The 23693-nt window shown below is 57.8% G+C and carries 16 protein-coding genes; 11 read left to right on the plus strand and 5 right to left on the minus strand.

Features of this window, described 5'->3' with window-relative positions:
• Positions 1–10 precede the first annotated feature (10 nt).
• Together OZX64_RS00910 and OZX64_RS00915 are read left to right on the plus strand one after the other, a co-directional pair.
• Positions 11–1555: an alpha-L-arabinofuranosidase C-terminal domain-containing protein gene (locus OZX64_RS00910; protein ID WP_277173137.1), complete on the plus strand. Its 1545-nt coding sequence runs from the start codon at positions 11–13 to the stop codon at positions 1553–1555.
• Between the two features lie 153 nt (positions 1556–1708).
• Positions 1709–2581 carry an HD domain-containing protein gene (locus tag OZX64_RS00915; RefSeq protein ID WP_277173139.1) on the plus strand — a complete coding sequence of 291 codons (873 nt, stop codon included), beginning with the start codon at positions 1709–1711 and terminating at the stop codon, positions 2579–2581.
• Between the two features lie 308 nt (positions 2582–2889).
• Here OZX64_RS00915 and OZX64_RS00920 read toward each other — a convergent pair whose 3' ends face one another.
• On the minus strand, positions 2890–4335 hold the full coding sequence (locus tag OZX64_RS00920; RefSeq protein WP_277173141.1) for an ATP-binding cassette domain-containing protein: 1446 nt from the start codon (positions 4333–4335) through the stop codon (positions 2890–2892).
• Positions 4332–5765, minus strand: a complete 1434-nt coding sequence (locus OZX64_RS00925) for an ABC transporter permease (protein WP_277173143.1) — start codon at positions 5763–5765, stop codon at positions 4332–4334. The genes OZX64_RS00920 and OZX64_RS00925 overlap by 4 nt, the downstream gene beginning before the upstream one ends.
• Positions 5766–6282: 517 nt before the next feature.
• Here OZX64_RS00925 and OZX64_RS00930 point away from each other — a divergent pair.
• Both OZX64_RS00930 and OZX64_RS00935 read left to right on the plus strand, forming a co-directional pair.
• Entirely contained in the window at positions 6283–8721 is a 2439-nt protein-coding gene (locus tag OZX64_RS00930) for a DUF6541 family protein (RefSeq protein WP_348519410.1), read from the plus strand.
• Positions 8722–8841: 120 nt separating this feature from the next.
• A complete protein-coding gene (locus tag OZX64_RS00935) occupies positions 8842–9399 on the plus strand; it encodes a type 1 glutamine amidotransferase domain-containing protein (RefSeq protein WP_277173146.1) in 558 nt (185 codons plus the stop codon).
• 250 nt (positions 9400–9649) lie between these two features.
• Here OZX64_RS00935 and OZX64_RS00940 read toward each other — a convergent pair whose 3' ends face one another.
• The 3 genes from OZX64_RS00940 to OZX64_RS00950 form a co-directional block, all read right to left on the minus strand.
• Complete coding sequence (locus OZX64_RS00940) at positions 9650–11077, minus strand: MFS transporter (protein ID WP_277173148.1); 1428 nt, start codon at positions 11075–11077, stop codon at positions 9650–9652.
• 307 nt (positions 11078–11384) lie between these two features.
• A complete protein-coding gene (locus OZX64_RS00945; RefSeq protein ID WP_277173150.1) occupies positions 11385–11858 on the minus strand; it encodes a MarR family winged helix-turn-helix transcriptional regulator in 474 nt (157 codons plus the stop codon).
• Positions 11859–12058: 200 nt separating this feature from the next.
• The gene (locus OZX64_RS00950; RefSeq protein ID WP_277174917.1) at positions 12059–13402 is read right to left on the minus strand and encodes an MATE family efflux transporter; all 1344 of its coding nucleotides are present in this window, start codon (positions 13400–13402) and stop codon (positions 12059–12061) included.
• A 1020-nt stretch (positions 13403–14422) separates the two neighbouring features.
• Here OZX64_RS00950 and topA point away from each other — a divergent pair.
• The 7 genes from topA to OZX64_RS00985 all read left to right on the plus strand — a co-directional run bounded on the left by topA (position 14423) and on the right by OZX64_RS00985 (position 23553).
• Entirely contained in the window at positions 14423–17470 is a 3048-nt protein-coding gene (gene topA, locus OZX64_RS00955) for a type I DNA topoisomerase (protein WP_277173152.1), read from the plus strand.
• Positions 17471–17963: 493 nt separating this feature from the next.
• The gene (locus OZX64_RS00960; RefSeq protein ID WP_277173154.1) at positions 17964–18380 is read left to right on the plus strand and encodes a hypothetical protein; all 417 of its coding nucleotides are present in this window, start codon (positions 17964–17966) and stop codon (positions 18378–18380) included.
• A complete protein-coding gene (locus OZX64_RS00965; protein ID WP_277173156.1) occupies positions 18373–18642 on the plus strand; it encodes a DUF4160 domain-containing protein in 270 nt (89 codons plus the stop codon). Before OZX64_RS00960 ends, OZX64_RS00965 begins: the two co-directional genes overlap by 8 nt.
• Positions 18643–18781: 139 nt before the next feature.
• Positions 18782–19408: a dTMP kinase gene (gene tmk, locus OZX64_RS00970; RefSeq protein WP_277173158.1), complete on the plus strand. Its 627-nt coding sequence runs from the start codon at positions 18782–18784 to the stop codon at positions 19406–19408.
• A gap of 231 nt (positions 19409–19639) precedes the next feature.
• Positions 19640–20791, plus strand: a complete 1152-nt coding sequence (locus OZX64_RS00975; RefSeq protein ID WP_277173160.1) for a DNA polymerase III subunit delta' — start codon at positions 19640–19642, stop codon at positions 20789–20791.
• A 126-nt stretch (positions 20792–20917) separates the two neighbouring features.
• Complete coding sequence (locus tag OZX64_RS00980; protein ID WP_277173162.1) at positions 20918–21475, plus strand: YbhB/YbcL family Raf kinase inhibitor-like protein; 558 nt, start codon at positions 20918–20920, stop codon at positions 21473–21475.
• A gap of 461 nt (positions 21476–21936) precedes the next feature.
• Positions 21937–23553 (plus strand): C69 family dipeptidase, encoded by a 1617-nt coding sequence (locus OZX64_RS00985; protein WP_277173164.1) that lies wholly within the window; start codon positions 21937–21939, stop codon positions 23551–23553.
• Positions 23554–23693 lie beyond the last annotated feature (140 nt).

Consider the following 23693-nt stretch of genomic DNA (forward strand, 5'->3'; position numbering starts at 1 on the left):
AAGGAGTAACATGAGTCAGGTGCCATCCGCTAACTGCGCACAGCTGATCGTCGACGACGATTTTGAGGTGGGAAAAGTCGATAAGCGACTGTTCGGTTCGTTTGTCGAGCATCTTGGTCGCTGCGTATACACAGGTATCTACGAGCCCGGGCACCCCACAGCCGATGCCGATGGATTCCGGCAAGATGTGATTGACCTCGTGCGCGAGCTTGGAGCGACCACCATCCGTTACCCGGGTGGCAACTTCGTCTCCGGCTATCGCTGGGAGGATGGCGTCGGCCCGAAAGATCAGCGTCCGCGCCGATTGGATATGGCTTGGCACTCCACCGAGACCAACCAGTTCGGCCTGCATGAGATGGCGAAGTGGCTTGAAAAGGCCGGCGGCAACGAGCTGATGGAGGCGGTGAACCTCGGCACCCGCGGTCTTGAGGACGCGATGGATTTGCTGGAATACGCCAACATCCCTGGCGGCACGAAGCTTTCGGAGGAACGTCGCGCCAACGGTGCCGACAAGCCGTTCGATATTCGTATGTGGTGCTTGGGCAACGAGATGGACGGCCCGTGGCAGCTCGGCCACAAGTCGGCCGAGGACTACGGTACATTGGCCGCTTCGGTGGCTCGCGGCATGCGGCAGATGGATCCGGACGTCGAGCTGGTGGTCTGCGGCTCTTCGTCGCATAGCATGCCTACGTTCGGGGCTTGGGAAGAAACAGTGCTTTCCAAGTGCTATGACCTGGTCAACTTCGTTTCCTGCCACGCCTATTACCAGCCCCATGATGGCGATATGGCCAGTTTCCTGGCTTCCGGTGTTGATATGGACGGCTTCATTCATGACGTCGTCGCCGCCATCGATGCCACCAAGGCGAGGCTCAAGAGCAAGCACGACGTGTTCATCTCCTTCGACGAATGGAATGTTTGGTATCAGGATGCCGAACCGAGCAAGAACCCTGAGGGCATCGGCAACTGGCCGGTCGCCCCGCATCTGCTTGAAGATATCTATTCCGTGGCGGATGCTGTGGTCTTTGGCGATTTGATGATCACGCTGCTGAAGAATGCGGACCATGTGCACGCGGCGAGCTTGGCCCAGCTGGTCAATGTCATCGCGCCGATTATGACAGAGCCCGGTGGCCCGGCATGGCGCCAGACCACGTTCTATCCGTTCTCCATCACCGCCGGTCTCGCCAAGGGCGGCACTGTGCTGGAGCCGAAGTTGGACTCCTCAAAGATTTCCACGCCGCAATATGGCGATGTTGATGGTGTCAACGCGGTGTCGGTGCGCGGTGTCGATGGCTCGGTGTCTGTTTTTGCGGTGAATCGTTCGCTCGATAAGCCAGCCGAGTTTGAAGTGCGGATTGACGAAGAGATGCGTGCCAAGTCCGATTTGAAGGTTACGGCGCAAACCCTGCACGACGATGACATCAACGCCAAGAATACCCGCGATGATCAGAACCGTGTGACTCCGCAAGCCAATGAGACCGTTTCGTTCGATGCGCAATCCGGTAGTGTGAAGCTCACTTTGCCGCCGGTTTCATGGACGGCTATTCACGTGAAATGACATAGCGATGTAACGATATCGAGTCGGCCGTCACTTTCATTCGAAGTGATGGCCGATTTGTTTCTGCCGTTGTGAATTTCAATAATACTGATTTTGGTTTCGCTGTGTCTGCTACCGGCGTGATAGTGACCGATGCTTCCTACAATGGAAGCCATGACTGGATATATTCCTACGCTTGCTCAGACGGACGAGCTGCATCATACCATCGCGCCCTCCAAGGCCGCCTATGACCTGATCCATACCCATTGCGTCATCATCGCCACGATCACCCGACAGCTGGTTCGGCGGCAGAACGCCCTGTTTGTGCGGCGCTGCACGCTGCCCAAAGACGCGCCGGAATTCGCCGGAAAGTATCGGGATAGCGGTTCTGACGAAAGCGACAACGGTGAGATCAACACCAAGTCAGGCGGCAATAGTGACGGTGATGAAACGCATGTCACCCCTGCGCTGCTGGCTCAGAAACGCAATAACAATGATGCTCTGGGCGTCATCAAGGCAACTGTTCCGCCGAGCGATGGGGTGAACGGAGGCTTGGTGCCGCCTCGTCTGCTCGATGAGAACCTTGCGGTGGTAGGGGCCATGCTGCATGATATCGGCACCTACCTCGTGCTCAAACATGACGGTTCGGACGGCGAAAGGCTGCAATTCGACGGGCCGAATTATATCCTGCACGGGTTGCGCGGCTACGACTGGCTGATTGGTCAAGGCGTGGACGAGTCCATTGCGCAATTCGCGCGCAACCATACGGGCGTGGGGCTGACCCGTGAGCAGGTAGTGGCGCAGGGGCTTCCCTTGCCGCCGGCCGATTACGTGCCAATGAACCTGGAGCAGGAGGTGGTGATGGTAGCCGACAAATACAACAGCAAGTCGATTCCGCCGCGCTTCCTTACCGCTGAGGCCTACGCTCGCAAGGCACGGCGCTTTGGGGCCGACAACGAGCGGGCGTGGCTGGATCTCGTCAGGAAGTACGGCGTCCCGGACATTCCGGCGCTCGCCAAAAAGTTCGACATGAAGCTGGATGCGTAGCCGGTTTCCCGCGTTGATGTAGCCAAAAGCGCGAAAACAGCCCGGATTCCGTGCTTTCCATCGCACACTTATAGGGGTCTCGCGTTAAAAAGCAGAAGAAGCACGAAAGAATCCTGCTTATGAACGCATCAATAGGAGCGTTTGCGTTGAAAAGCAGAAAAAGTATCGGGAAAGTTTGCTTTTGGACGCGACTATAAAATGACTTGCGTTGAAAAGCAGGCTTTCCTATTGATTATTCTGCTTTTCAACGCAAGTCACTTAAAACACTTGTGATACTGTATGCCGGCCGACTTGGGACGTGACTGGATTCAGAGCGAATAGACCTTGTCGGCTTTGGCCTCGTAATCCGTTTCGCTGGAATATTCGTCTGTATCGGCAGTGGCGTCGGATTCTGTCGCTGTTTCGGTGTCGCTGCCATCATGGTCATTGCCGGCCTCGGTGTCGCTGCCTGTATCAGTGTCGGTAGTAGTACCTTCGGCTATATCGTTACCGGTGCCCTCATCGGCCTGCGAGCCAAAGCCGGGAACCAGAACGATGACGCAACGCTTCGGATCCTGAGCGTGCGCGATACGCGAAAGCAGATCGAGGATGGCCTCGCGGTCATTGGCCCCGAGCCCGCCGACCGGATCGTCGGCGAGGATGACGGTGGCCTCGCAGCAGATGGCCCGCGCGATGGCCAGACGGCGTTGGTTGACCGGTTTGAGATCGGCTACCTTTACGCCCGTGGCCGCTTCGGCAAAATCGACATATTTCAATACATCGCGTGCCACTACGGGAATCGGCTTGAGGAACGTGCGTCCGGAGGCGCGCATGGTGAAGGTCAGATTGGTCAGCGCATCAAGGTCGTCGCGCAGGCTGTAACGTTGGGTGATCAGGCCGATGCGGTGTCCGCGGATTTCGTTGGTTTCAAGCTCCAGAAGGCTCTGGCTTTTCACCATGACCTGGCCGCTATTCGGCCGATAGAATCCGGCGGCGACCTCCAGAAGCGTTCGTCGCTGCTCGTCATCGGCTCCGGTGATGGCGTAGAGCGATCCGGCGAAGAAGCCCCAATCGATATTGTCCAAGACGTTTCGTCCCGTCTTGTTGTTGGTGAAGGTGACATGATCGAGCGCGAAGGTCGGATTCGGCTTCAGCAGGATGTCGGCTTCGGCGATGGTCTCTTTGTCGAGGCGCGAGGAAAGCGCTGTGGCCGGTTCGACAACGGGGGACTTCGCAATGTGTGCGCTCAACTCGTTCTCAGCCTGGAGTGCCAGCCCGAGGGTTTCGTTGACTCGCTGCGCATTCGAGGTCGCTGCGCTGTCGGGAATGGCCTTGTCGTCGCTTTCGTTGGCTCGCTTGTCTGATTCGGCCGACTCTTCGCTGGTCGGTTGTTGAGTTGTAGCCTCAGTTGCGTTGCTGTCCGTGGTTGACGAAGGTTGGCTGGCATCTTGATGAGAGTCGTGGTTGCCTGTCTTGGGGTCGGTGGAGTCCGATGTTGCTGCGGCAGCGCTTTCCCTACTGGCGTCATCGGAATTTCCGGATTCGTCATGGTCGCGCTCGCCGTCCTTGTCGGAGGCGATAGCGTCAGGGCCCTGTCCGGAAGAGGCCAGCTCGCCGAGGTCAAGCGCGTTATCGTCATCGTCGAAGATGACGTCATATTTGATCGTCGACGATGACGAGGCGTTGTTCGTGTCTTCGTCCTTGTTGTCAGGATTGTCGGGATTGTCCGGCTCGTAGTTTTTGGTTTCGTCTTTCGAATCGGTGTGCTTGCTCATGCTTGAGCCTCCGTATCGTCTTCGGATGCATGGTCATCGTGGATTTTGTCGGCGTTGGGTTTGCCGTCGTTACCGTTTGGCTTCCCGGTGTCGGCATTATCGCTTTTGCCGCCGTCTTGCGTGTTGCGGGCGGTCTCTTCGATTGTCTGTGCAGCAGGAATGCGCGTGACATCGCCGGCCGTCTCGCGAATATCGAAGATTCGGGAGGTGCCTGCGAAAATACCCCTGAAGAAGGCGATGACAGCCAGTGCGGCGACGATGGCGATGGAATACCACATTGCCGTCCAGCAAGCGGATACGGCAGGTGTGGCGATTCCTCCAGCCAGGGCGCGTCCCAAAGGTTTGGCGGCCAGTGCGCCGGCGATGCCGCCGATCAGCAGTCCCGGAATCATCGGTAGCAAGGTCTCCAAAGAGAGCTGCCAGCCTATACGGGCACGGGTGACGCCGATGATCATGTCCATCTTGATCTCATCGCTTCTGTGGCGCAGCGCAAGTCCGAGGAGGAGCAGCAGGATGACTCCGCCGCCCGCATAGAGGCCGATACGGACTGTGCCCATCACGTTGTTGAGCGAGTCCAGCGGCTTGAGCCTGTCGTTGTAACGCTCGAGCGTGGGGGAGCTGATTTCGTAGCCCTTCGGCAGTTTCATCGATTTGGCCGCCTGCGCGAAAGCCTTGTACTGGTCGACGTTTTCGAGTTTGAAGCCGACATCATAGCGTGGATTCAGCCAGCCTTTGGGCTTTTCATCGAGCAGCTTGTTCGAGGTAAGGACCGCCGGTTCGGCGTAGATGGCGTTGTCGCGATTGTCCTTGGCCAGCTTGGCGTCGCTGCCGTGGCCGGCCGGTGCGGGTTCGGTATACGTGTAGATGCCGCGCACCTTGAGTTGGTAGGTGTCGGCCGTTTCAGGATTGCCGAGTTTGAACGTGCTGCCGACATGCAGGTTGTTCTTGTGGGCGAAAGCCTCGGAAACCAGCACGCTCTTGCCGTCTTTGGCTTGGTAGTTCAAGGATTTCCCCTGTGCTGTCTTGAAGGTGCCCCAAGGGTTGATGGTGATGCCGTCTTTGTCGAAGTAGCCGTAAAGCGTGGTCTCTCCGCCGGTTTTCTTGGCGCTTTCGTCGTTGGTGCCTGCGATGGCCTTGACCGAGCCGGTCTGGCGCATCGGCAACGACACGCCTATGGAGAATTGCGGCTGCTGCACGCCGATTTGCTGCATCGACATCGCATAAGTTCCGTATTCGTCGAAGGACATGTATTTCTTCACGCTGGAAACGTCGTCGCCCTTGAGCTCGCTTTCCGTTGCGGCATTTGGCCGGATAACGGCGATCGGCGCCTGTGCCTGATACGTTTCACCATGTGCCTTGCCGCTGGCGGCGGATACGGCGGTGGCGAAGACGACGCCGAATATCATGATTCCGGCGACAAGGAGCATCATGATGCTGCGCCATTTATGACGTATCACTGAAGACCAAGCATTGGTAAGCACGAACATCTATTTCTCCTGTGTCTGAGGCCTGTAGTTTGCCGCGTTGAAAGCTATCCTGCCGAGCGCGACAATCAGGTACCACATGTTTCCTGCCGTTTTCAGGCTTGCACCTTTTCGATGCTAGGCCGCAGCATGGGCAACAGACACCAGTATATGTGACTAAGCTTGGATGAGACGAACGAAACCTAGAGAAATGTTGAAAGTTTTCTGGGAATTTCCTTTTTGGGGCTGGCGCGGAGGTTTGATCGGCGTCGCGAGGTGAGGGCGGCGGATGCCTGATAGTGGCCCTCCTGATAGCGACTCTTCTGATACGGCTCTTCAAAGGCCGCTTCTTATGTGCGCTAAGCGCCTCGGCATGTAGAAAACGATATGTACAGCGCTCGTCAATCTCGCTTCGTACACGGGCCTTGCCGTTTTGCTGGTAGAAGTCGACATTGAGATGTTGCTGGTGAGGCGCGGATAGTGGATGTCGCCACGAAATCCTCCGGTTTGGGGCCGTGGTTCGGCCCTCGCCTTTCAATCTCACGTTGTTGTGATTTTGGTATATGTTGCGGTGTCTGCGAATAAACCCCTTGCCCGGCAGGTAGGATTACCGGTAATGAATACGAAATGGAAACAGCGCATAGGCCGTGCCGCATTGCCGATATGTTCGGTTCTGGGCGTGCTGGCGGCGTTCGGCATCGTCCTGGCATGGTTCCCGAAAACCTGGGACGCGTGGAACCTGCCGTTGCAGGAAATCGACGCGCCGGCCCACTACTATTTCATCCGCAAGCTGCTGCATCAGGGGGTCGGGGCGGCAACCAGATTGTGGCCGAACGATGCGTATTACCCGCCGCTGTTCCACCTTCTTGCGGCTGCGCTCGTTTCCCTCTGCAACGCGCTGCATATCAGGATCAACATCTATGCCGCCTTCAACATCGTCTGGCTGGCGACTTCCGGGTTGGTCTGGCCTGCCGGGGTCTCGCTGTGGGCCAGTTATTTCACGCGCAAGGTCGATGGCGGATTCGTCGAAGGACGGCGTGGACGGGAATCTTCCGTTCGTCTCGCTTCGGGTTTCCGCAACCGTGAAAGCAAACCAGGGAAACCGTGGTTGCGTAATCCGCTTTCGTCTCGAGATGCGGCCCCAGTTTCCGAGACTGTTGCTGTTGGGGGCGGCGAGGAGGGCAATGAGGATGAGATTGTCGATTCCCGTTCGTTTTCCTGGCGGCCTTTTTCGTGTGCGATGATGCTGATGGTGCCCGTGCTCGCGGTCGCTTCGGCCAGCCATCCTTTCCTGATGCTGGTCTCCGGCCCGCTGATTGCGTTCGGCCTGGCCACCACGCTTCTGCCGTTCTGGCTTTACGCGACGTTGCGTCTTTTCGACGCCATCGCCGGCCGCTGCCACATCCTGCCATGGCTGATTTGGACCGTACTGCTTGGCCTGCTCTGCATTTTCGCTCACCCCCGCATCGCTTTCACCTGGCTGCTGCTGATGGCCCCGTTCATGCTGGTGCGCCTGCCATGGAAAGCCATTCTTGGTATTCTTGCGGCTGTGGCGGTCTGCGCGGTCGCGTTCTTCTTCTATATGATTGGGCACTATCATTCCTCCCGCTATTTCGACCCGTCCAGCTGGTTCCATACCTACAAGCCCAACCGCACCGTGCCGGATGCCCTGCGCGTCTTGTTCACCGACAATGTCGGCGGCGTGTCCGGATGGTTCATGGCCGTTACGGTCGTGGCCGCGCTGGTGGTGGCCCTTGGTGTGGTATTGCGCGATATCAGATCGAGACTTGTGATGATCAGGTTCGATGGCCGGGCGGGCGGCGAAGAGGCTGGAAACGTTTCGGCGGATACCAATGTTTCTATGGATACCAACGTCTCGGTGGATGCCAACGTTTCCGCCGGGATTTCGGAGGATGGCCCCCTAGACGATGACAAAACATCGGTTGTTGCGCAATCTGGGAACGGCAGCGCTGGCATATCGGCAGCGATTTCGGCGCAACCCGCTGCCGATGAGGTGGTCGGGCATGATTCCGGCCGTTTCTCTGCACGCGGCCGTGCGGTGAATACGCGATTCGCCTCGCCGACGCGCATGATGGCCAAGGATGCCGTGTCGCTGGTTCTAGCGTTTGTGCTGGTCGGACTCGTGTATGTCTGCTCCACCTCGCTGACCGGCTGGTTTCCGAATATCGTGGCTGCCGCTTGGTACCGCGCGGAAACCCGGCCTTTGACGATGATTCCGTTCGCCATCATCCCGCTGCTGGTCTTTGCGGCATGTGTGCTTGCGAGGTTCGACAAGGTTGTTGAAGGGGTCGGCTTCGGGTCCTGGATCTCCCGCAACGGCGGGAAAGCGGTGGCGATGATCGTGCTGGCTGCGCTCGCCGTCTCCTGCCAGGTCGGCAATAGTGCGCGGCAGGTCTTGGGGCAGTCGTTGGTGTCCAACACCGTGTTGGTCGGCAAACCCGAAAACGAACAGCTCACGCATGCAAAATATGATGTACTGAAGCAAACCGTCAAATTGACCGGCAAGGATTCGTTGATCGTTTCCGACCCGCTCAACGGCTCCATGTACGGTTCGGCGATGTTCGATGCCAATATGCTCTATCCGATTTACAACGCGATGCACGAAAAGAACGGCGCGATCTTCTCGGCTACCGAGGCGTCGTTCGAATCCGGTGATCCCGCGAAACTCACCGCCACCACCTGCCCCGTTGACGGCAAGGTGGCGAAATACTTCCTGGCGATGGGCCCGCAGGCGCCGAGCTTGCAGATGTTCACATTCCGTCAGCAGTACGATACGTTCCATCGGCAGGATCTGATTGACGGCTATGTGAAGGCCGGCACGCTCGTCAAGGTGCGTGATTTCAGCTCTTATGGTCCTTATGCCAAAGGTTGGGCGCTCTACCGCATCAAATGCGGGCAATGAACGCGGATGGAGGCAGGATAATGAATTCTGCCTTCCGATTCGGTTTGGGTTCAGCGCTCTTTTCTATGCAATCTATACAATGAGAATGTTGATATTTGGCAGATATAAGGAGACGGCATTATGACTACATCGGTGAGCGATGCGAAAGTGCTGATTATCGTACGAAACTGGGGGATTGAGGAGACCGAGATGACCCGGCCGCTGCGCGATTTGCGGGCCGCGGGGGCGCAGGTGACATTGGCTGCCTCGGAGCTCGCGCCGATCGAGACCGTGCGGCATGACCGGTATGTCGGCGAAATCGTCGAGCCTGATACCGTCTATTCTTCGGTTTCCGCCGACGATTTTGATATGCTGGTGGTGCCTGGCGGCACCTGCAACGTCGACCGTCTGCGCGTCGATCCGGCGGCGCAAAAGCTTGCGCAGGACTTTGCTGCCGCTGGTAAGCCCGTTGCCTCGATCTGCCACGGCGCGTGGCTTCTGGTTAACTCCAATCTGCTGAAGGGCAAGACACTGACCGCCTGCCGCTATATCGCGGCGGACATCGAGAACGCCGGGGGCAAGTACGTCGACGAAGAGGTCCATGTCGACGATGCCAACGGTTTCAAGCTCATCACATCGCGCAAGCCCGCCGACCTCGACGCGTTCGTTGGCGCGATCAAGGATGCGCTGGGAGACTGAGCGTGAGGCGGTAGGTACGATTCCAAGAATGGTGGAATATCACCATTGCTGGAATGTGACTATTGGCGTGTGGCTATTAGCGTGCTCGACTTGGCAGATGTGATTGCATAATAATGAAATCAGCATTTCTGAAGATTAAACCGCTGGATTGAGCCAGCGCCGGATATAAAACGGCTGTGATGACGGATAGATGACGTCATCACAGCCGTTATCGCTATGTGCTGATTGATTAGGCGCTGGACTTGTGCGTTTAGAACAGCGAGCGGAGGATATCGACGAACTCGATGACGAGGGCGACGAGCAATACTCCGAAGGCCATAACTGCGCCGTTTGCCGTGCCTGCCGCGATGTCGGAGGTGGCGGCCTGACCGGCGGCGAGGATGGCGGCGGCGATGGAGGTGCCGACTGCTCCCGCGAACTGCTGGGCGGTGTTGAAGATGGCGTTGCCCATGCTCTGCTCTTTGCCGCTCAAGTGCGAAAGGCCGGTGGTCATGATGTTGGCCGAGCTGATGCCGATGCCCAACATGTAAAGCAGATAGATGGCGGCCGCGGCCACGCTGGTGAGATTATGGCCGAAGGTGAAGAAGCATGTCATTGCCGCAATGGCCGCTACGCCGCCGAAGATGAGTGTCGGTTTCGCGCCCACGATGTCGAGGATGTGCCCGCCAAGTGGGGCGAAAGCTGCGCCGAGCACCGCGCCGGGAAGCAGGGTGAGACCGGCGACGAGTGCGGAGGAATGGTCGGCCAGCTGCAGGTAGTTCGGCAGAATGAACGAGAGGCCGAGCGAGACGACCTGCTGGAGGAAGAACGCGATGACGAAGCCGGAGAAGCGCAGATTGCGCAGGGTGCGGATATCGATGATCGGGGCCGTAATCTTCAACTGACGGGTGCAGAAGAGCACGAGCGCGACGAGCCCGACGACGATGGCGCCGCCGACCTGGATGCTCAGAATCGGCTTGGTGGTCATGGAGCTGAAGCCATAGATCAGGCCACCGAAGGTCAGCGCGATGAGGACGATGCTCGGAATATCGAAGGAGACCTTGCGGATTTCGCTGATTTGCTGGATGCAGGTGATGCCGAGAATCAGCGAGATGATGACGACGGGCATGAGGCATGCGAAGATGACGCGCCAGCTGGTGTTGGAGACAATGATACCGCCAAAGGTCGGGCCGATGGCCGGGGCGACAGCGGTCAGCAGTGTGCCGAAGCCCATCATCAGGCCGATGCGCTGCGGTGGCACTGTCTCCAGGATGATGTTGAACATCAGTGGCAGTGCGATGCCGGCGCCGATGCCTTGAATGACGCGGCCGGTGACCAAAAGCGCGAAGTTCGGAGTGACGATTTCGAGAATCAGGCCGGCGAGGAACGAAAGGTTTGCGACCAGGAACAGCGACTTGGTGCGGAAGCGCGCCTTGAGCATCGCGCTTAGGGGCACGACGATGGCGATGGTCAGCAGGTTGGCCGTCGTCACCCATTGCACGGTTTCGGTGCTGATGCTGAATTCCTTCATGAGTGTCGGGAACGTGACGTTCATGGCGGTTTCGACGGTCACGCCGCTCAGCGAAAGCAGACCGGCGGCGATGATGGCGCCGAAGACTTTGCCGGGGATTTTTGAGGGCTGCGCCTGCGACCGAGCGGTGTCCGCAGGCGCTGTTGTTGTTGGTGTATGTGATGTCATGGATAGTGGCTTTCTTGAATGTATCGGATATTTGGTGTCTATGCCGCCTAAAGTGCCAATTTCATTGATCTTGGTGCACCAAGATGGCTGTTTTTTGATGATTGGGTCGTTAATTTGCGTTTTTTGGGCTGCTTGGTGCACCAAGATGCCTGTTTTTTGGAGAAATGTGGGTCATTCTTCCAAAATGGGGCTGCTTGGTGCACCAAGATGCCCGAAAATTGAACTTATGACGGATATATATGAAGTTGCATGATTTCGGTTGTATTCGGCAGTGATCATTCTGTTGAATATCGGCAAGCCCATTCGATTAGCGAGGAGGCGCTGATTCGATCTCGTTGTCATCGTTTTGTTGGTGGGCAAAGAAGGCCAGTGCGGCCTTGAAATCCGTGATTTGTGTAGGTGAGAAGCGGCGCTCGAACTCGCGTTGTTCATGGTCGATGTAATTGTGGATGGCCTCGACGTCACGCGTGGCGCGGGCGGTGAGGCGAACGGTTTTGCGCCGTGCGTCATCCGGCGCCTGTTCGCGGGTGAGTAGTCCCCGCACCTCCATACGTTGCAAGGTGGCGGTGACGGTGGAGCGTTGGATGTGGAACTCCTCCTCGATGGCGTGCTGCGCCACTTGACCGTCTGGCTGGGAGCTCATGAAGTTGATGACGGCCATTTGCACTTCCGTAAGCCCGTATCTTGCGGCGAATCTTCCGAGTTCCTGCCCCATACTGCTTGACGCTTGCTGCAGCAGACGTCCATAGTTCTCCGGGCGTCCGTCCGGTGTATCGGTCATTGTGTACTTGCCTTCTCAACGGTCGGACCTTGGAAACGACCCGAAAATTAATTCGTTAGCTAACTAACAAATACTATCGAAGGTAGGGACATTGGTAAGCGGATATTGCGATGGTGGCGCACCCAAAGTGGGGTATTTAAAAAACAATGGCGGAAAATGGCGGTTCCTGTATTAAATACCCCGGTTCGGGTGTGTGAGGTTTACTTCCTCATCCACTTGTTGCCGCGGGCGCGCAGGCCGTTGAAGATGGAACGTCCGCCGATGAAGACGACGTTGAAGACGGCCCAGAGCAGCACCATGCGGATGACGGCACCGGGATTGCAGGTGCTGTCGATGAAATTCAGCACAAGGACGAGCGGCAGGTAAACGATGGTGACGATCGAGCAGGTGACGGCGAGGTACTTGTAGTCGCCGGCCCCGATGAGGATGCCGTCGAGTGCCCACATCCAGCCGGCAAGGGGCAGGAAAATCGCCACGACGATGGTTCCGATGACGATGAGGTGCTGGATGGCGGTGTTGGGGCTGAACATCGGGGCGGCAAGGAAGCCGAAAATGATGAGGACGACTCCGACGCCGATGCCGCCATAGAAACCGGCCTTGGCTGAAATCCGTGTCATCTCGCGGGCGCGGCCGTAACGTTTCGCTCCGATTTCCGTGGCGACCAGCGCCTGTCCGGAGATGCCGATGGCATCGAGGATGTTCAAAACGAAGTTCCAACTGGAGTTGACGGCCTGATAGGCGGCAAGCACCTGCGTGCCCATGTGCGTGGCGAGCACGACGGTGGCCACCAGGCAGATGCGTAGGGCAAGGGTGCGGATGAAAAGCGGCAGTCCGTCGGCTGCTGTGGCGGTGATGCCGGAAATACGCGGCGCGAGCGAGGCTCCCGCGTCGTGCGACCATTTGAGCGAGGGGATAACCAGGTAAATGCCCATGAACCATTGCGCGATCAGCGTCGCCAACCCGGAACCTCGGATGCCCATGCCGAGTCCGAAGACGAACAGAAAATCAAGTGCGGTATTGAGCGCTGCCCCCAGAACGGCGGCGACCAGCGTGATGCGCACTTTTTTGAGCCCTCGGAAGATGCCGTTGGCCGCGTAGACCAGCAGCATGCCGGGGAGCCCGAAAATGACGGCTTGTAGGTAGATGACGGCGTTGCTAAGCACGTCGCCGCTAGCCCCCATCAGCGAGCACAGCGGGCGGGCCGTGGCGAAGAATGCCGTCGAAATGATGACTCCGATGATCAGCGCCAGCCACAGACCGTCGACCCCGGTCTCGAGTCCCTCGCGTTTGCGCCCGGCTCCCATCAGCTGGCCGACGCGCGAAGTGGTGCCGTAGGCGAGGAAATTGCATAGCCCGGCTACGGTCAAGAGCACCGTGGAGCCGATAGAAAGTCCGGCCAGTGCGGTGTCGCCGATGTGGCCCACGATGGCCGTGTCGATCAGGACGAAAAGCGGGTCGGCGATAAGCTGTCCGAACGTCGGAATCGCCAGAGCCAATATCTGCCGATTGACGCGCCTGCGTTCGGCTTGATCGTAGCTTGGCATACTGTCGGACGTCGTGTCGTGCGTTGGTTGGCGGGTCGGTTCGTTCTTGCTTGTCGCTGATGTTTTGGTCACTGTGCTTTGTTCTCTGGATTCTTGGGGTTCGAGCGTTTCGGTTGCCATTGTAACGGTGGGGACGATAGAGCACCAGTATGATAGAGCATTTTCTGCGTCAACTGATGGGGATTGCGCGGTTTCATAACGGTGACGAACCGGGAATTTTTGCGGTCAGCAGGCCGGTCGAAGATTTATCGATTGGCTGGATCGATTGGCTGGATCGATTGACGTGGCGTATTGGTCGAATGCGATGTCTGAAATCGAGAACGCGAGAGGCTGTACGCCAGTAAGTCCGGGTGGCGTCTGTCTTCGTGATGAGGCTTGGAGCTCGGTGCTTAAGGTCGGTGTTCGGCCTTGTACTGTTAACTGGTTTATGTTTAGGCATAAAGAAAGGCCGCACAACGGCAGACGTTGCACGGCCCTTCCCTCGGATTATTGAGTTATGGTGCTATTGGCCGCTCCTTTTCGACTGGGGTTGAAGCACCTGCGTCATCGGTGTCACCATAATCGCAGCGGCACCGAGCGGGCCTTGTGCGCCCTCACGCATTCTCTTCCCTTCCATTCTCGAGTAAATAAGAATGTGGCAATTGATGTACAAATGCCATATTTTCCCCTAAATCGAAAGAATACGTTGTGCATTGGACTGATAAATAAACGATTTGACCAATGGAAGATATCGTTCTGCGCGGGGGTTGATGTACCGCCATCATGGGTTGAATCGACGCTCGGCAAGCATGAAACAGATTCGAGATTCGCATTATACTGCGGTTTCGGATTCCGCCGGCCAGGCGCCGCGTCGCAAACCGTTATTCCTGTGTGGGTACGCTTCGGTATAGCGTGAGAGCGCGGTTGTTCGGTGCGGTATGGTAGTCCTTATTATTATGTTGTGCCACGCGCTACAGTGGTTGTCCGCTGTATGCTGTGGGTAGTATGTCAAACGTAACCTCGAAACGTGAAGGAGCGGTTATGGCGACTGGTAAGAAACTTGTCATCGTGGAATCCCCGACCAAAGCGAAGAAAATCGGCGGATATCTAGGCAAGGACTATACGGTCATGGCTTCCGTCGGCCATATTCGCGATCTGGCGCAACCCAGCCAGGTGCCGGCCAGCAAGAAAGAGAAATTCGGACGTTTCGGCGTGGACGTCGACAACGGTTTCGAGCCGTATTACATTGTGGGGCCAGAAAAAAAGAAAACCGTCGCGCAGCTCAAAAGCGCGCTGAAGGATGCCAATGAACTCTACCTGGCGACTGATGAGGACCGCGAGGGTGAGGCCATCGCTTGGCACCTGGTGCAGACGCTCAAGCCCAAGGTGCCGGTGCATCGCATGGTTTTCCACGAGATCACCCCCACCGCCATCAAGGCAGCCGTGGGCAAGACGCGCGACGTCGATGCGAATATGGTCGACGCCCAGGAGACGCGTCGCGTGCTCGACAGGCTTTACGGCTACGAGCTTTCGCCGGTGCTGTGGCGCAAGGTCGGCCCGGGGCTTTCGGCAGGGCGCGTGCAGTCTGTGGCCACGCGTCTGATCGTCGAGCGCGAACGGGAACGTATGGCGTTCGTGCGCTCGCCGTATTGGGACGTCATCGCTGAGCTTTCCGCTCCTGACGCGCAGGGTGAGTATGTCGATTTCGAATCGCGTATGGTCTCGCTGGGCGGTTCCCGCTTGGCTAATTCCCGCGATTTCACCACTACCGGTGAGCTGACCGCTGCCGCGCAAAAGGATGGTGTCTGCCAGCTTGATGAGACACAGACCAAGGCCATCGCGGCTGCGCTCGAGCATGCGCCGTTCACCGTGGTGTCGATGGAATCCAAGCCGTATCACCGTCGTCCGGTGCCGCCGTTCACCACCTCAACCATGCAGCAGGCCGCCGGCAACCGGCTTTCGATGAGCTCGCGTCAGACCATGAGGGCTGCGCAGGGACTCTACGAAAACGGCTTTATCACTTATATGCGTACCGATTCGGTGACGCTTTCGCAGGAGGCCATCGCCGCCGCCCGCCAGTCGGTCGCCGAGCATTTCGGCTCCGAGTATCTTTCGGACAAACCCAAGCAGTACGCCACCAAGACGGCCGGTGCGCAGGAAGCGCACGAATGCATCCGTCCCGCAGGTTCGACGTTCCATGATCCGTCCGAACTGGCCGCCAAGGTGCCGCCGGACCAGCTGAAGCTTTATACGTTGATCTGGCAGCGCACGCTTGCCTCGCAGATGGCCGATGCCACCGGTTTCACCGCCACCGTGCGGCTTTCCGCACCTGCCGGTGAGCGCGGTGAAGCGATTTTCCAGGCTTCCGGCACCGTCATCGAATTCCCTGGATTCCTTAAGGCCTCCGGCTGGCCGCGTCGTTCTTCGGGATCGTCGTCGACTTCCGCTTCTGGCGCTTCGTCTGCTGCCACGGCGAAAGCCAAGACTTCCAAGGCTTCCGGCAAATCGGACAAGTCCGAAGAGAACGCGGCGCTGCCGCCGATGAAGACCGGTGAGGTGCTCAACGCCACGTCGGTGACCGCCGATGGCCACGAGACTCAGCCCCCTGCCCGCTATACCGAGGCATCGCTGGTCAAGACGCTCGAGGCCAAGGAGATCGGCCGTCCGTCAACGTATGCCAGCATCATCTCTACCATCATCGACCGCGGCTACGTCTACGAGCGCGGCCGCGCGCTGATTCCCTCTTGGCTGGCTTTTGCGGTGACCAAGCTGCTTGAAACGAATTTCCCGAAGTATGTGGACTATCAGTTCACCGCCGATATGGAAAACGGGCTTGACAAGATCGCCCAAGGCAAGGAAACCAGCAAGGAATGGCTTACCCGTTTCTATTTCGGTGACGGCAAGGGTACGGCGAAATCGCAGGACGAGGCGCATGAGGGCCTGCAACAGCAGGTCGCGCAGCTCGGCGACATCGACGCGCGCGCCATCAACACTATCGAGATCGGTGACGGCCTGCAGGTGCGCGTCGGACGTTACGGCCCCTATCTCGAGGATACGAAGAATCTGGACGCTGAGGGCAATTCCAAACGTGCCTCGATTCCGGAAACGATGGCTCCTGACGAGCTGACCGTCGAGTCCGGCCACGAGCTCATCAAGAACAATGCCGGTGGGCCGCGCGTGCTCGGGCGTGACCCCGCGACCGGCGGCACTGTTGAAGTTCGTACCGGTCGGTTCGGACCGTATGTCGCGCTGATTTCGCCGGAGGCCGAGGCGGAGATGAAGGCCGAACACGAGGCCAAGGCTGCTGCGGCGAAGGCTGCAAAGGCCGGGGATGCCGCTGATTCCGCCGATGGCAAGGGTTCCAAGATATCCAAGCCCGCTGCCAAGACCCGCGCCAAGAAGACCGCCAAGTCCGCGGTTGCCAAGCCCAAGATGGCGTCACTATTCAAGACGATGAGCCCTGATACGGTCACGCTCGCCGATGCTTTGAAGCTGTTGAGCCTGCCGCGCGAAGTCGGCACATACGACGAGACCGATGCCAAAACCGGCGAGACCAGCGAGGCCGTGGTCACCGCGTCCAACGGGCGTTACGGCCCGTACCTCACTAAGAAGGGCGCGGACGGCAAATCCGAGACGCGTTCGCTCGGCAGCGAAGAGGAGCTGTTCACCGTCGACCTGGAGAAGGCCAAGGAACTGTTCGCCCAGCCCAAATATGGCCGCGGGCGTGGCAGGGGAGCGGCAAAACCGCCGCTGCGCGAGCTTGGCGCCGACCCGGAAAACGGCAAGAACGTGACCATCAAGGACGGTTTCTACGGCGCCTACATCACCGACGGCGAGACCAATCGCACGCTTCCCAAGCAGTACACCCCGGAGTCCATCGACCCGGCCACTGCCTTCCAGCTGTTGAGCGAGAAGCGCGCGGCCGGTCCGTCCAAGCGCCGTGGTCGTCGCAAGACAGCGACGCGTAAGACGACGAGCAAGGCCAAGGCCAGCGCCAAGAAATCGACCAGGACCACGACGCGTAAAACGACCACGCGCAAGACGAGCGCCAAGAAAACCGCGACCCGTAAAACGCCCGCAAAGAAGTAGCGGCAGGTCTTATTGATTGCTCGAATGTGTCCCGTTTCTGTTTGCTCAGAGCGGGACACATTGCGATATGGCGACGTTGTGAAGAGCCGAGTAGAATCATGGGTTTTATCTTCGTGCGTTATATTTCAAATCGTTTTTCTCCAAGAAGCGGGACAAAGATTACAAATTCGTGCCCACACTTGTCTTGTGCCTTTCCGATTGTGTTCAGGAAAGGCTCTTTGCATGTTGGGATGCATGCTGATTGCAAAGGGCTGTGGGAACTGATGCCCACTATCGGTTATTGAGGATTGTTGCATCCGATATTTGCTAAATGTGGATAATCGATAGCCGTTATTTCAGAAAAGTGGATAACTGTTCGGCATAAACCGCGACACGCCTCAAATGTGGATAACCCCTATCATTCGACCACAGTGCCCTGTTTTGCCGCGGTAATCTTGCGTTTTGTGCTTCTATGGAATCAATGGTGATTTCGAGTGAACGGAAGGAGCGGAATGTGGCAGAGTCAACGGCATCGAATAGCGACAAGCGTAGGTCTACTGGTAAGCGAAGGCTAGTCGGTCAATGCAGACCCGAGAATACAGAGGTTCCCAACCGTCCTGGCCATGTTCGCAGTGCTTCTCGTCCTCCCGCTTTTCCGCTACAATTGGCGGTATTGCAGGAGGAAAGGAGGTGCGAAATGCAATGTGATGATCTTTTTGAGATGGACGGCGTTCGGCTGGGCTATACCGAAGATACCGTTACGATTACCGAAGTCGATTATGGCCGCAAGGCGGTCTTCGACAACAAGGGAAATGTTCTTTCTTCGAATTTTCCCGATGATTTCATGCCTTTTCTCTTGAATTATTACAAGTTGAATTATGACCTGGTGCAAGGCTCCCGCGAAGACGATCGGGAGTTCGGCGATGACTGAAAAATTTATTATTAAAGGTTACGAGATTTCATTCAACGTTCACGATGGAGACCACGGGGTTCATGTGCATGTTTCGCAAGGGTGCGACAGGGATATGGCGAAGTTTGTGCTGGGCGCAGACGGCGATGTGGTGCTGGCGCGCAATAGGGGAAAGATTCCGCCGAAAATCCTGAAGAAGATTCGTAATGATTTGGCCCGAAGGTATGTGTTTATCGTCGGCGCTTGGGACAGAACGTTCGGAGACCATTATTTTGATCGATGATAGAATCCGATGCACACATAAGATAGATATTGAAAGCAGGTTGAACTGGAGATCTGGATTTGTTCGGACTTAAGAATATGGGGTTCTGATGCAACGGATTGAGCGTTTTTACAGATCGTTTTAGGCAGGATTGAGGATTATGAGCGGGGTGTTTATTTCGTTTGAGGGCGTCGACGGGGTGGGTAAAACCACGCAGGTCGAGCGACTGAAGCACTATGTCGAGGAGCTGGGGCGCGAGGTTGTGGTCACCCGTGAGCCGGGAGGTACCGAGTTGGGGGTCGCTTTGCGACAGCTGTTGCTGCATGGCGGCGATATCGCACCGCGTACCGAGGCGCTGCTGTTCGCTGCCGACCGTGCCCAGCATGTGGCCGAAATCATCCGACCGGCACTCGCTCGTGGGGCCGTGGTCATTTCCGACCGCTATATCGATTCGTCGCTGGCCTATCAGGCAGGTGGACGGGAGCTGACGCAAGAGGAAGTGCGCAAGCTGAGTCTGTGGGCGACGAACAACCTGCTGCCGGAACGCACCTATCTGCTGGATATGGATCCTGCGGTTTCGCACGACCGTCTTGAGCACAGCGAAGATCGCATGGAATCGGCCGGCGACGGGTTTCAGCAGCGCACGCGTCAGGCATTCCTTGATCTGGCGGTGGCCGAGCGCTCGCGTTTCAAGGTCATTGACGCGGCAAAGCCGATTGATGAGGTATGGCGGCAGATTCAGGCTGATGCCGATAATCTGCTGACGGATTGGTCGTGTGGCCTATAGGGCAGGTATGCAGGCTTGGCTATTGACGCGGCAATGCTTGATGTGTGGTTTACGCTTTGCAGTTGATTGGCCAAAGCTGAGCCGGTGCGCGGCGATTTGTCGTGTAGCGGCTATCGTGCAGACGATTACGTCGACTCCGAGCCGGACATATGAGAGATTGGCGTCATGCTGTCGTCGTCATCTATCGTTGCCGAGCAATAAGCTGAAGTCAAGAACGCAAGTGGAGGAACAATGAGCGTATGGGACTCGATCGTCGGCCAGGAGCAAGTGGTTGGGCAGCTGCGTGTCGTCGCGTCAGGCGATCCCAGGGCCATCGCCCAGTCGTGGCTGATTTGCGGCCCTCCCGGATCCGGCCGTTCCAACGTGGCGCGTGCGTTTGCGGCTGCTCTAGAAAGCCCAAGCCATGGACTGAGTGACGAACCGGAACGTTCCGACGAGCAGGTGTTGGCCGGAACGCATCCTGACGTAACCATATTGGCAACCAACAAGGTGACCATCGGCATCGACGAGGTCCGCGACCTGATTGAGACCTCCGAACAGACCCCGAGCGTCGCACCTTGGCGGATCATCATCATCGAAGATGTCGATCGCATGCTCGAACGCACCACCAACGTGCTCTTGAAGGAAATCGAGGAGCCGAGCCCCCACACCATCTGGCTGTTGTGCGCACCAAGCGCGGAAGACGTACTGCCGACCATCCGTTCGCGCACGCGCGTCATCAATCTTGCGGTGCCGACGACTGAATCGGTGGCGAAATTCTTGGAAACCGACGCGCATATCGAGCCCAAACTGGCCGCACAATGTGCACGTCTGGCCGAAGGGCATATCGGCGTGGCCAAGCTCTACGCCACCAACGAGCGCGTGCGCAGCGATCGAGCCGAACTGGTTTCCGGCGTGCTCAATATGAGCAAGGCATCGGACGCCGTGCTGCTCGCCGGCCAACTCATCGACAATGCCAAGGCCCAGGCGCAAAACGACGTCGAGGAAAAGGCGGGGGAGCAGGAAGCCGAGTTTCGACGCGTCAATGGCTTGGGCGAGAAGGACCGGATTCCGCCGCAACTTCGCGGTGCCTTCAACCAGATCGGCAAAAAGGCCGACATCAAGCGTCGGGCCACTAGGCGCAGCAGAGACGTACTCGACCGTGACCTCAACACGGTAGCCAGTATTTATCGTGATGTCTCCGTGATCCAAAACAACGCGGTCGAGTCGGCCGGGCTTATCAACAAGGAAAAGCGTTCGTCCCTGGTCAACCTCGCCGAGCGCCTGACACGGCAGGGTGTGGTTGATCGCCTCGAAGCCATATCGGTGGCCCGTCGCCGTCTCAACGGCAACGGCAACCAGACCCTGCTCTTCGAGGCCCTGCTTTGCGCGTTGCTGGCGTGATCTGACTGATTGGTTGTCGGCTTGCTGAGTGTCTGTCGCTACGTTCTGGGTTGTGGATTCATAGGCGATGTTTTCTGTTCGCCCATTGACGCATCCTTCGTCACAAGCCCGAGCGATACTTGAAGCATGAAGATTTCAGCAGATTTTACGACCATTCCCGATGATTTCACCGGGGCGGCGGCGCCGGAAAACAAAGTCGACGGCACGCCGATCGTTTCGTTCCCCTTCTACATCGACGAGTTGCGCGAGGGTATGCAATACCTGCATTGGCAGGTAACCGATCCGGATTCGATTCCGGTCTGCGGTTTCGAATGGATTCACTGGTCGGCGGCCAATGTGCCGGTCGATGCATTGATGTTCGACTTCAATGATTCCCACGCATTGCAGATCCCGCCGGACTTCTCACGCACGCTTCCGGTGATGATTCCGGAGGCAACGCAGGGACGGACCAGCGCGGCCAGCAAATTCGTCGGTTCCGATAATCCTGCGGTCACTATGCGCTACAACGGTCCGACGCCGCCCGACAAGCCTCACGGCTACATTCTGCACGTCTGGGCCACACCTGAACCGTTGCCGGATATGCGGCAGGGCTTCTGGCTCAACGACTTGTACCATAAGATTCTTGATTATGGCGGTCCTATCGATGACGCCGAGATTACGCTTATCGGCAATCCGACGAAATAAAAGCGCCCACGTGGGTTGGAATCCGCTGGCCGTCCTCCGGTTTCACGCCTGCGAATATCAAGGTTCCCGATTCCGAGGTGCCATCCTCCCCAAACCGGTCATTATTGTGATGTTGGTGCCACCAAGTCCCCTGTTTTTCGAAGATTAACCCCGCAATTGCCATTTTTCGGGCATCTTGGTGCACCAAGATGCCCGTTTTTTACGAATATGGCCTCCATTCTGCGTATTTTGGGTATCTTGGTGGCACCAACAGGCGTCCAATATGGGGAATAGGCGGTTGGGGATTACGGATTTGTGCGTGCAGAGGCGCACAGTCGACCCGAACAGAGCAGTGGGGTTGGTTCTGACCCAAGATGATCTTCATGTGCGAGCAGGCATCTATCATGAAAACAGTATTGGCATCCAGTCGTTATGATTAGTAATCAGCACTTGGCCATTTCATTTCATGAGAGGAAACAATTATGGCATGCACCACCATTCTGGTCGGCAAGGATGCGAGCTATGACGGCTCGACCATCATCGCCCGCAACGAGGATTCGGCGAACGGGGAGTTCAACCCCAAGCGTTTCGTCGTCATCAAGCCCGAGGACCAGCCGCGCCATTACCGCAGCGTGCTGAGCCACGTCGAGGTCGAGCTTCCCAGCAACCCGATGCAATATACCTCCATGCCCAACGCCGACACCAAGGACGGCATCTGGGGCGAGGCCGGCGTCAACGAGGCGAATGTGGCCATGAGCGCCACCGAGACGCTGACCACCAACGAACGCGTGCTGGGCGCCGACCCGTTCGTAGAACTTGCCAAAGCCCAAGGCAAGGAGGGCGAAGACGGCTACGTGCCCGAAGTCGCCGGCGGCATCGGCGAAGAGGACTTCCTTACCATCGTCCTGCCCTATATCAAGACCGCCCGCGAAGGCGTCAAACGCTTGGGCTCCCTGCTTGAGCAGTATGGCACTTACGAGATGAACGGCGTCGCCTTCAGCGATTCCAACGAGATTTGGTGGCTTGAGACCGTAGGCGGCCACCATTGGATCGCCAAGCGTGTGCCGGACGAGGCCTACGTCACCATGCCGAACCAGCTGGGCATCGACGAATTCGATCTTGAGGATGCCTTGGGCGAGCAGGAGAACTGCATGTGCTCGGCCGACCTGAACGAGTTCATCGAGGCCAATCATCTTGACCTCGCCGTCGAGGCCACCACGCCGTTCAACCCGCGCGACGCCTTCGGCTCGCACTCCGATTCCGACCACGTCTACAACACCCCGCGCGCCTGGTTCATGCAGCGTTTCCTCAACCCCTACGACGAGGTCTGGGACGGGCCCGAGGCCGACCATACCCCGGAGTCCGATGACATTCCGTGGGCGCGCCAGCCGGAGCGCAAGGTCACTATCGAGGACGTCAAGTACGTGCTGAGTTCGCACTATCAGGGCACGCCTTACGATCCGTATGGCCACCGCGGCGACGAGCACACCCGCCACATGTACCGCACCATCGGCATCAACCGCCAGTCGCAGCTTTCGGTGATCCAGATTCGTCCGTACCGCCCGCAGTCCGACCGCGCCATCCAGTGGATTTCCTACGGTTCCAATCCGTTCAACGCGCTGGTGCCGTTCTATCCGAACGTCGACACCACGCCGGCCTATCTTGAGGCCACCACCACCCGCGTGACCAGTGAGAACTTCTACTGGGCCAACCGCATCATCGCGGCGCTTTGCGATTCCGCGTTCGCCAAGACCGCCAACGCCATCGAGCGCTATCAGGAGCTGACCGGCGGCATGGCGCATCGCATGGTTGCCGCCACCGACGAGCAGGTCGCTAAGCTCGGCGGAGACAAGGAGGCCACTGCCGAATCGATGGCCCAGGCCGAACTCAACGCCGGCAATCCGGACGGTGACGTCGAACCGATGGAGCCCGACCAGGTCATCGCCGCCACCCGCAACGCCGAGGTGCGCGAGATCCTGCGCGCCGCCAACCAGTCGATGGCCGACCAGATTAAGAAGGAGACCGATTCGCTTCTGGATACGGTGCTCTACACGGTCTCGATGGGCATGTCCAACGGCTTCGACCGTTCCGACAACTGAGCAGAGGCTTCTGCAACGATTCATTGGTGCCCCTAACCCATGCAGAACCGAGGGTTCCGTTAGGGTTGGGGGCAAATTGTTGGTTTCTGCCTCTAACCCGTGTGCATCTGTCTTTTATCGTAGGGTTAGGGGCATTGTTG

It is taken from the genome of Bifidobacterium sp. ESL0704, from assembly GCF_029392075.1.
GTDB lineage: Bacteria > Actinomycetota > Actinomycetes > Actinomycetales > Bifidobacteriaceae > Bifidobacterium.

Coding starts and splice junctions, on each gene's coding strand:
- OZX64_RS00910 (WP_277173137.1), top strand. CDS start 11: ATGAGTCAGGTGCCATCCGCTAACTGCGCACAGCTGATCGTCGACGAC.
- OZX64_RS00915 (WP_277173139.1), top strand. CDS start 1,709: ATGACTGGATATATTCCTACGCTTGCTCAGACGGACGAGCTGCATCAT.
- OZX64_RS00920 (WP_277173141.1), bottom strand. CDS start 4,335: ATGAGCAAGCACACCGATTCGAAAGACGAAACCAAAAACTACGAGCCG.
- OZX64_RS00925 (WP_277173143.1), bottom strand. CDS start 5,765: ATGATGCTCCTTGTCGCCGGAATCATGATATTCGGCGTCGTCTTCGCC.
- OZX64_RS00930 (WP_348519410.1), top strand. CDS start 6,283: ATGTCGCCACGAAATCCTCCGGTTTGGGGCCGTGGTTCGGCCCTCGCC.
- OZX64_RS00935 (WP_277173146.1), top strand. CDS start 8,842: ATGACTACATCGGTGAGCGATGCGAAAGTGCTGATTATCGTACGAAAC.
- OZX64_RS00940 (WP_277173148.1), bottom strand. CDS start 11,077: ATGACATCACATACACCAACAACAACAGCGCCTGCGGACACCGCTCGG.
- OZX64_RS00945 (WP_277173150.1), bottom strand. CDS start 11,858: ATGACCGATACACCGGACGGACGCCCGGAGAACTATGGACGTCTGCTG.
- OZX64_RS00950 (WP_277174917.1), bottom strand. CDS start 13,402: ATGCCAAGCTACGATCAAGCCGAACGCAGGCGCGTCAATCGGCAGATA.
- topA (WP_277173152.1), top strand. CDS start 14,423: ATGGCGACTGGTAAGAAACTTGTCATCGTGGAATCCCCGACCAAAGCG.
- OZX64_RS00965 (WP_277173156.1), top strand. CDS start 18,373: ATGACTGAAAAATTTATTATTAAAGGTTACGAGATTTCATTCAACGTT.
- tmk (WP_277173158.1), top strand. CDS start 18,782: ATGAGCGGGGTGTTTATTTCGTTTGAGGGCGTCGACGGGGTGGGTAAA.
- OZX64_RS00975 (WP_277173160.1), top strand. CDS start 19,640: ATGAGCGTATGGGACTCGATCGTCGGCCAGGAGCAAGTGGTTGGGCAG.
- OZX64_RS00980 (WP_277173162.1), top strand. CDS start 20,918: ATGAAGATTTCAGCAGATTTTACGACCATTCCCGATGATTTCACCGGG.
- OZX64_RS00985 (WP_277173164.1), top strand. CDS start 21,937: ATGGCATGCACCACCATTCTGGTCGGCAAGGATGCGAGCTATGACGGC.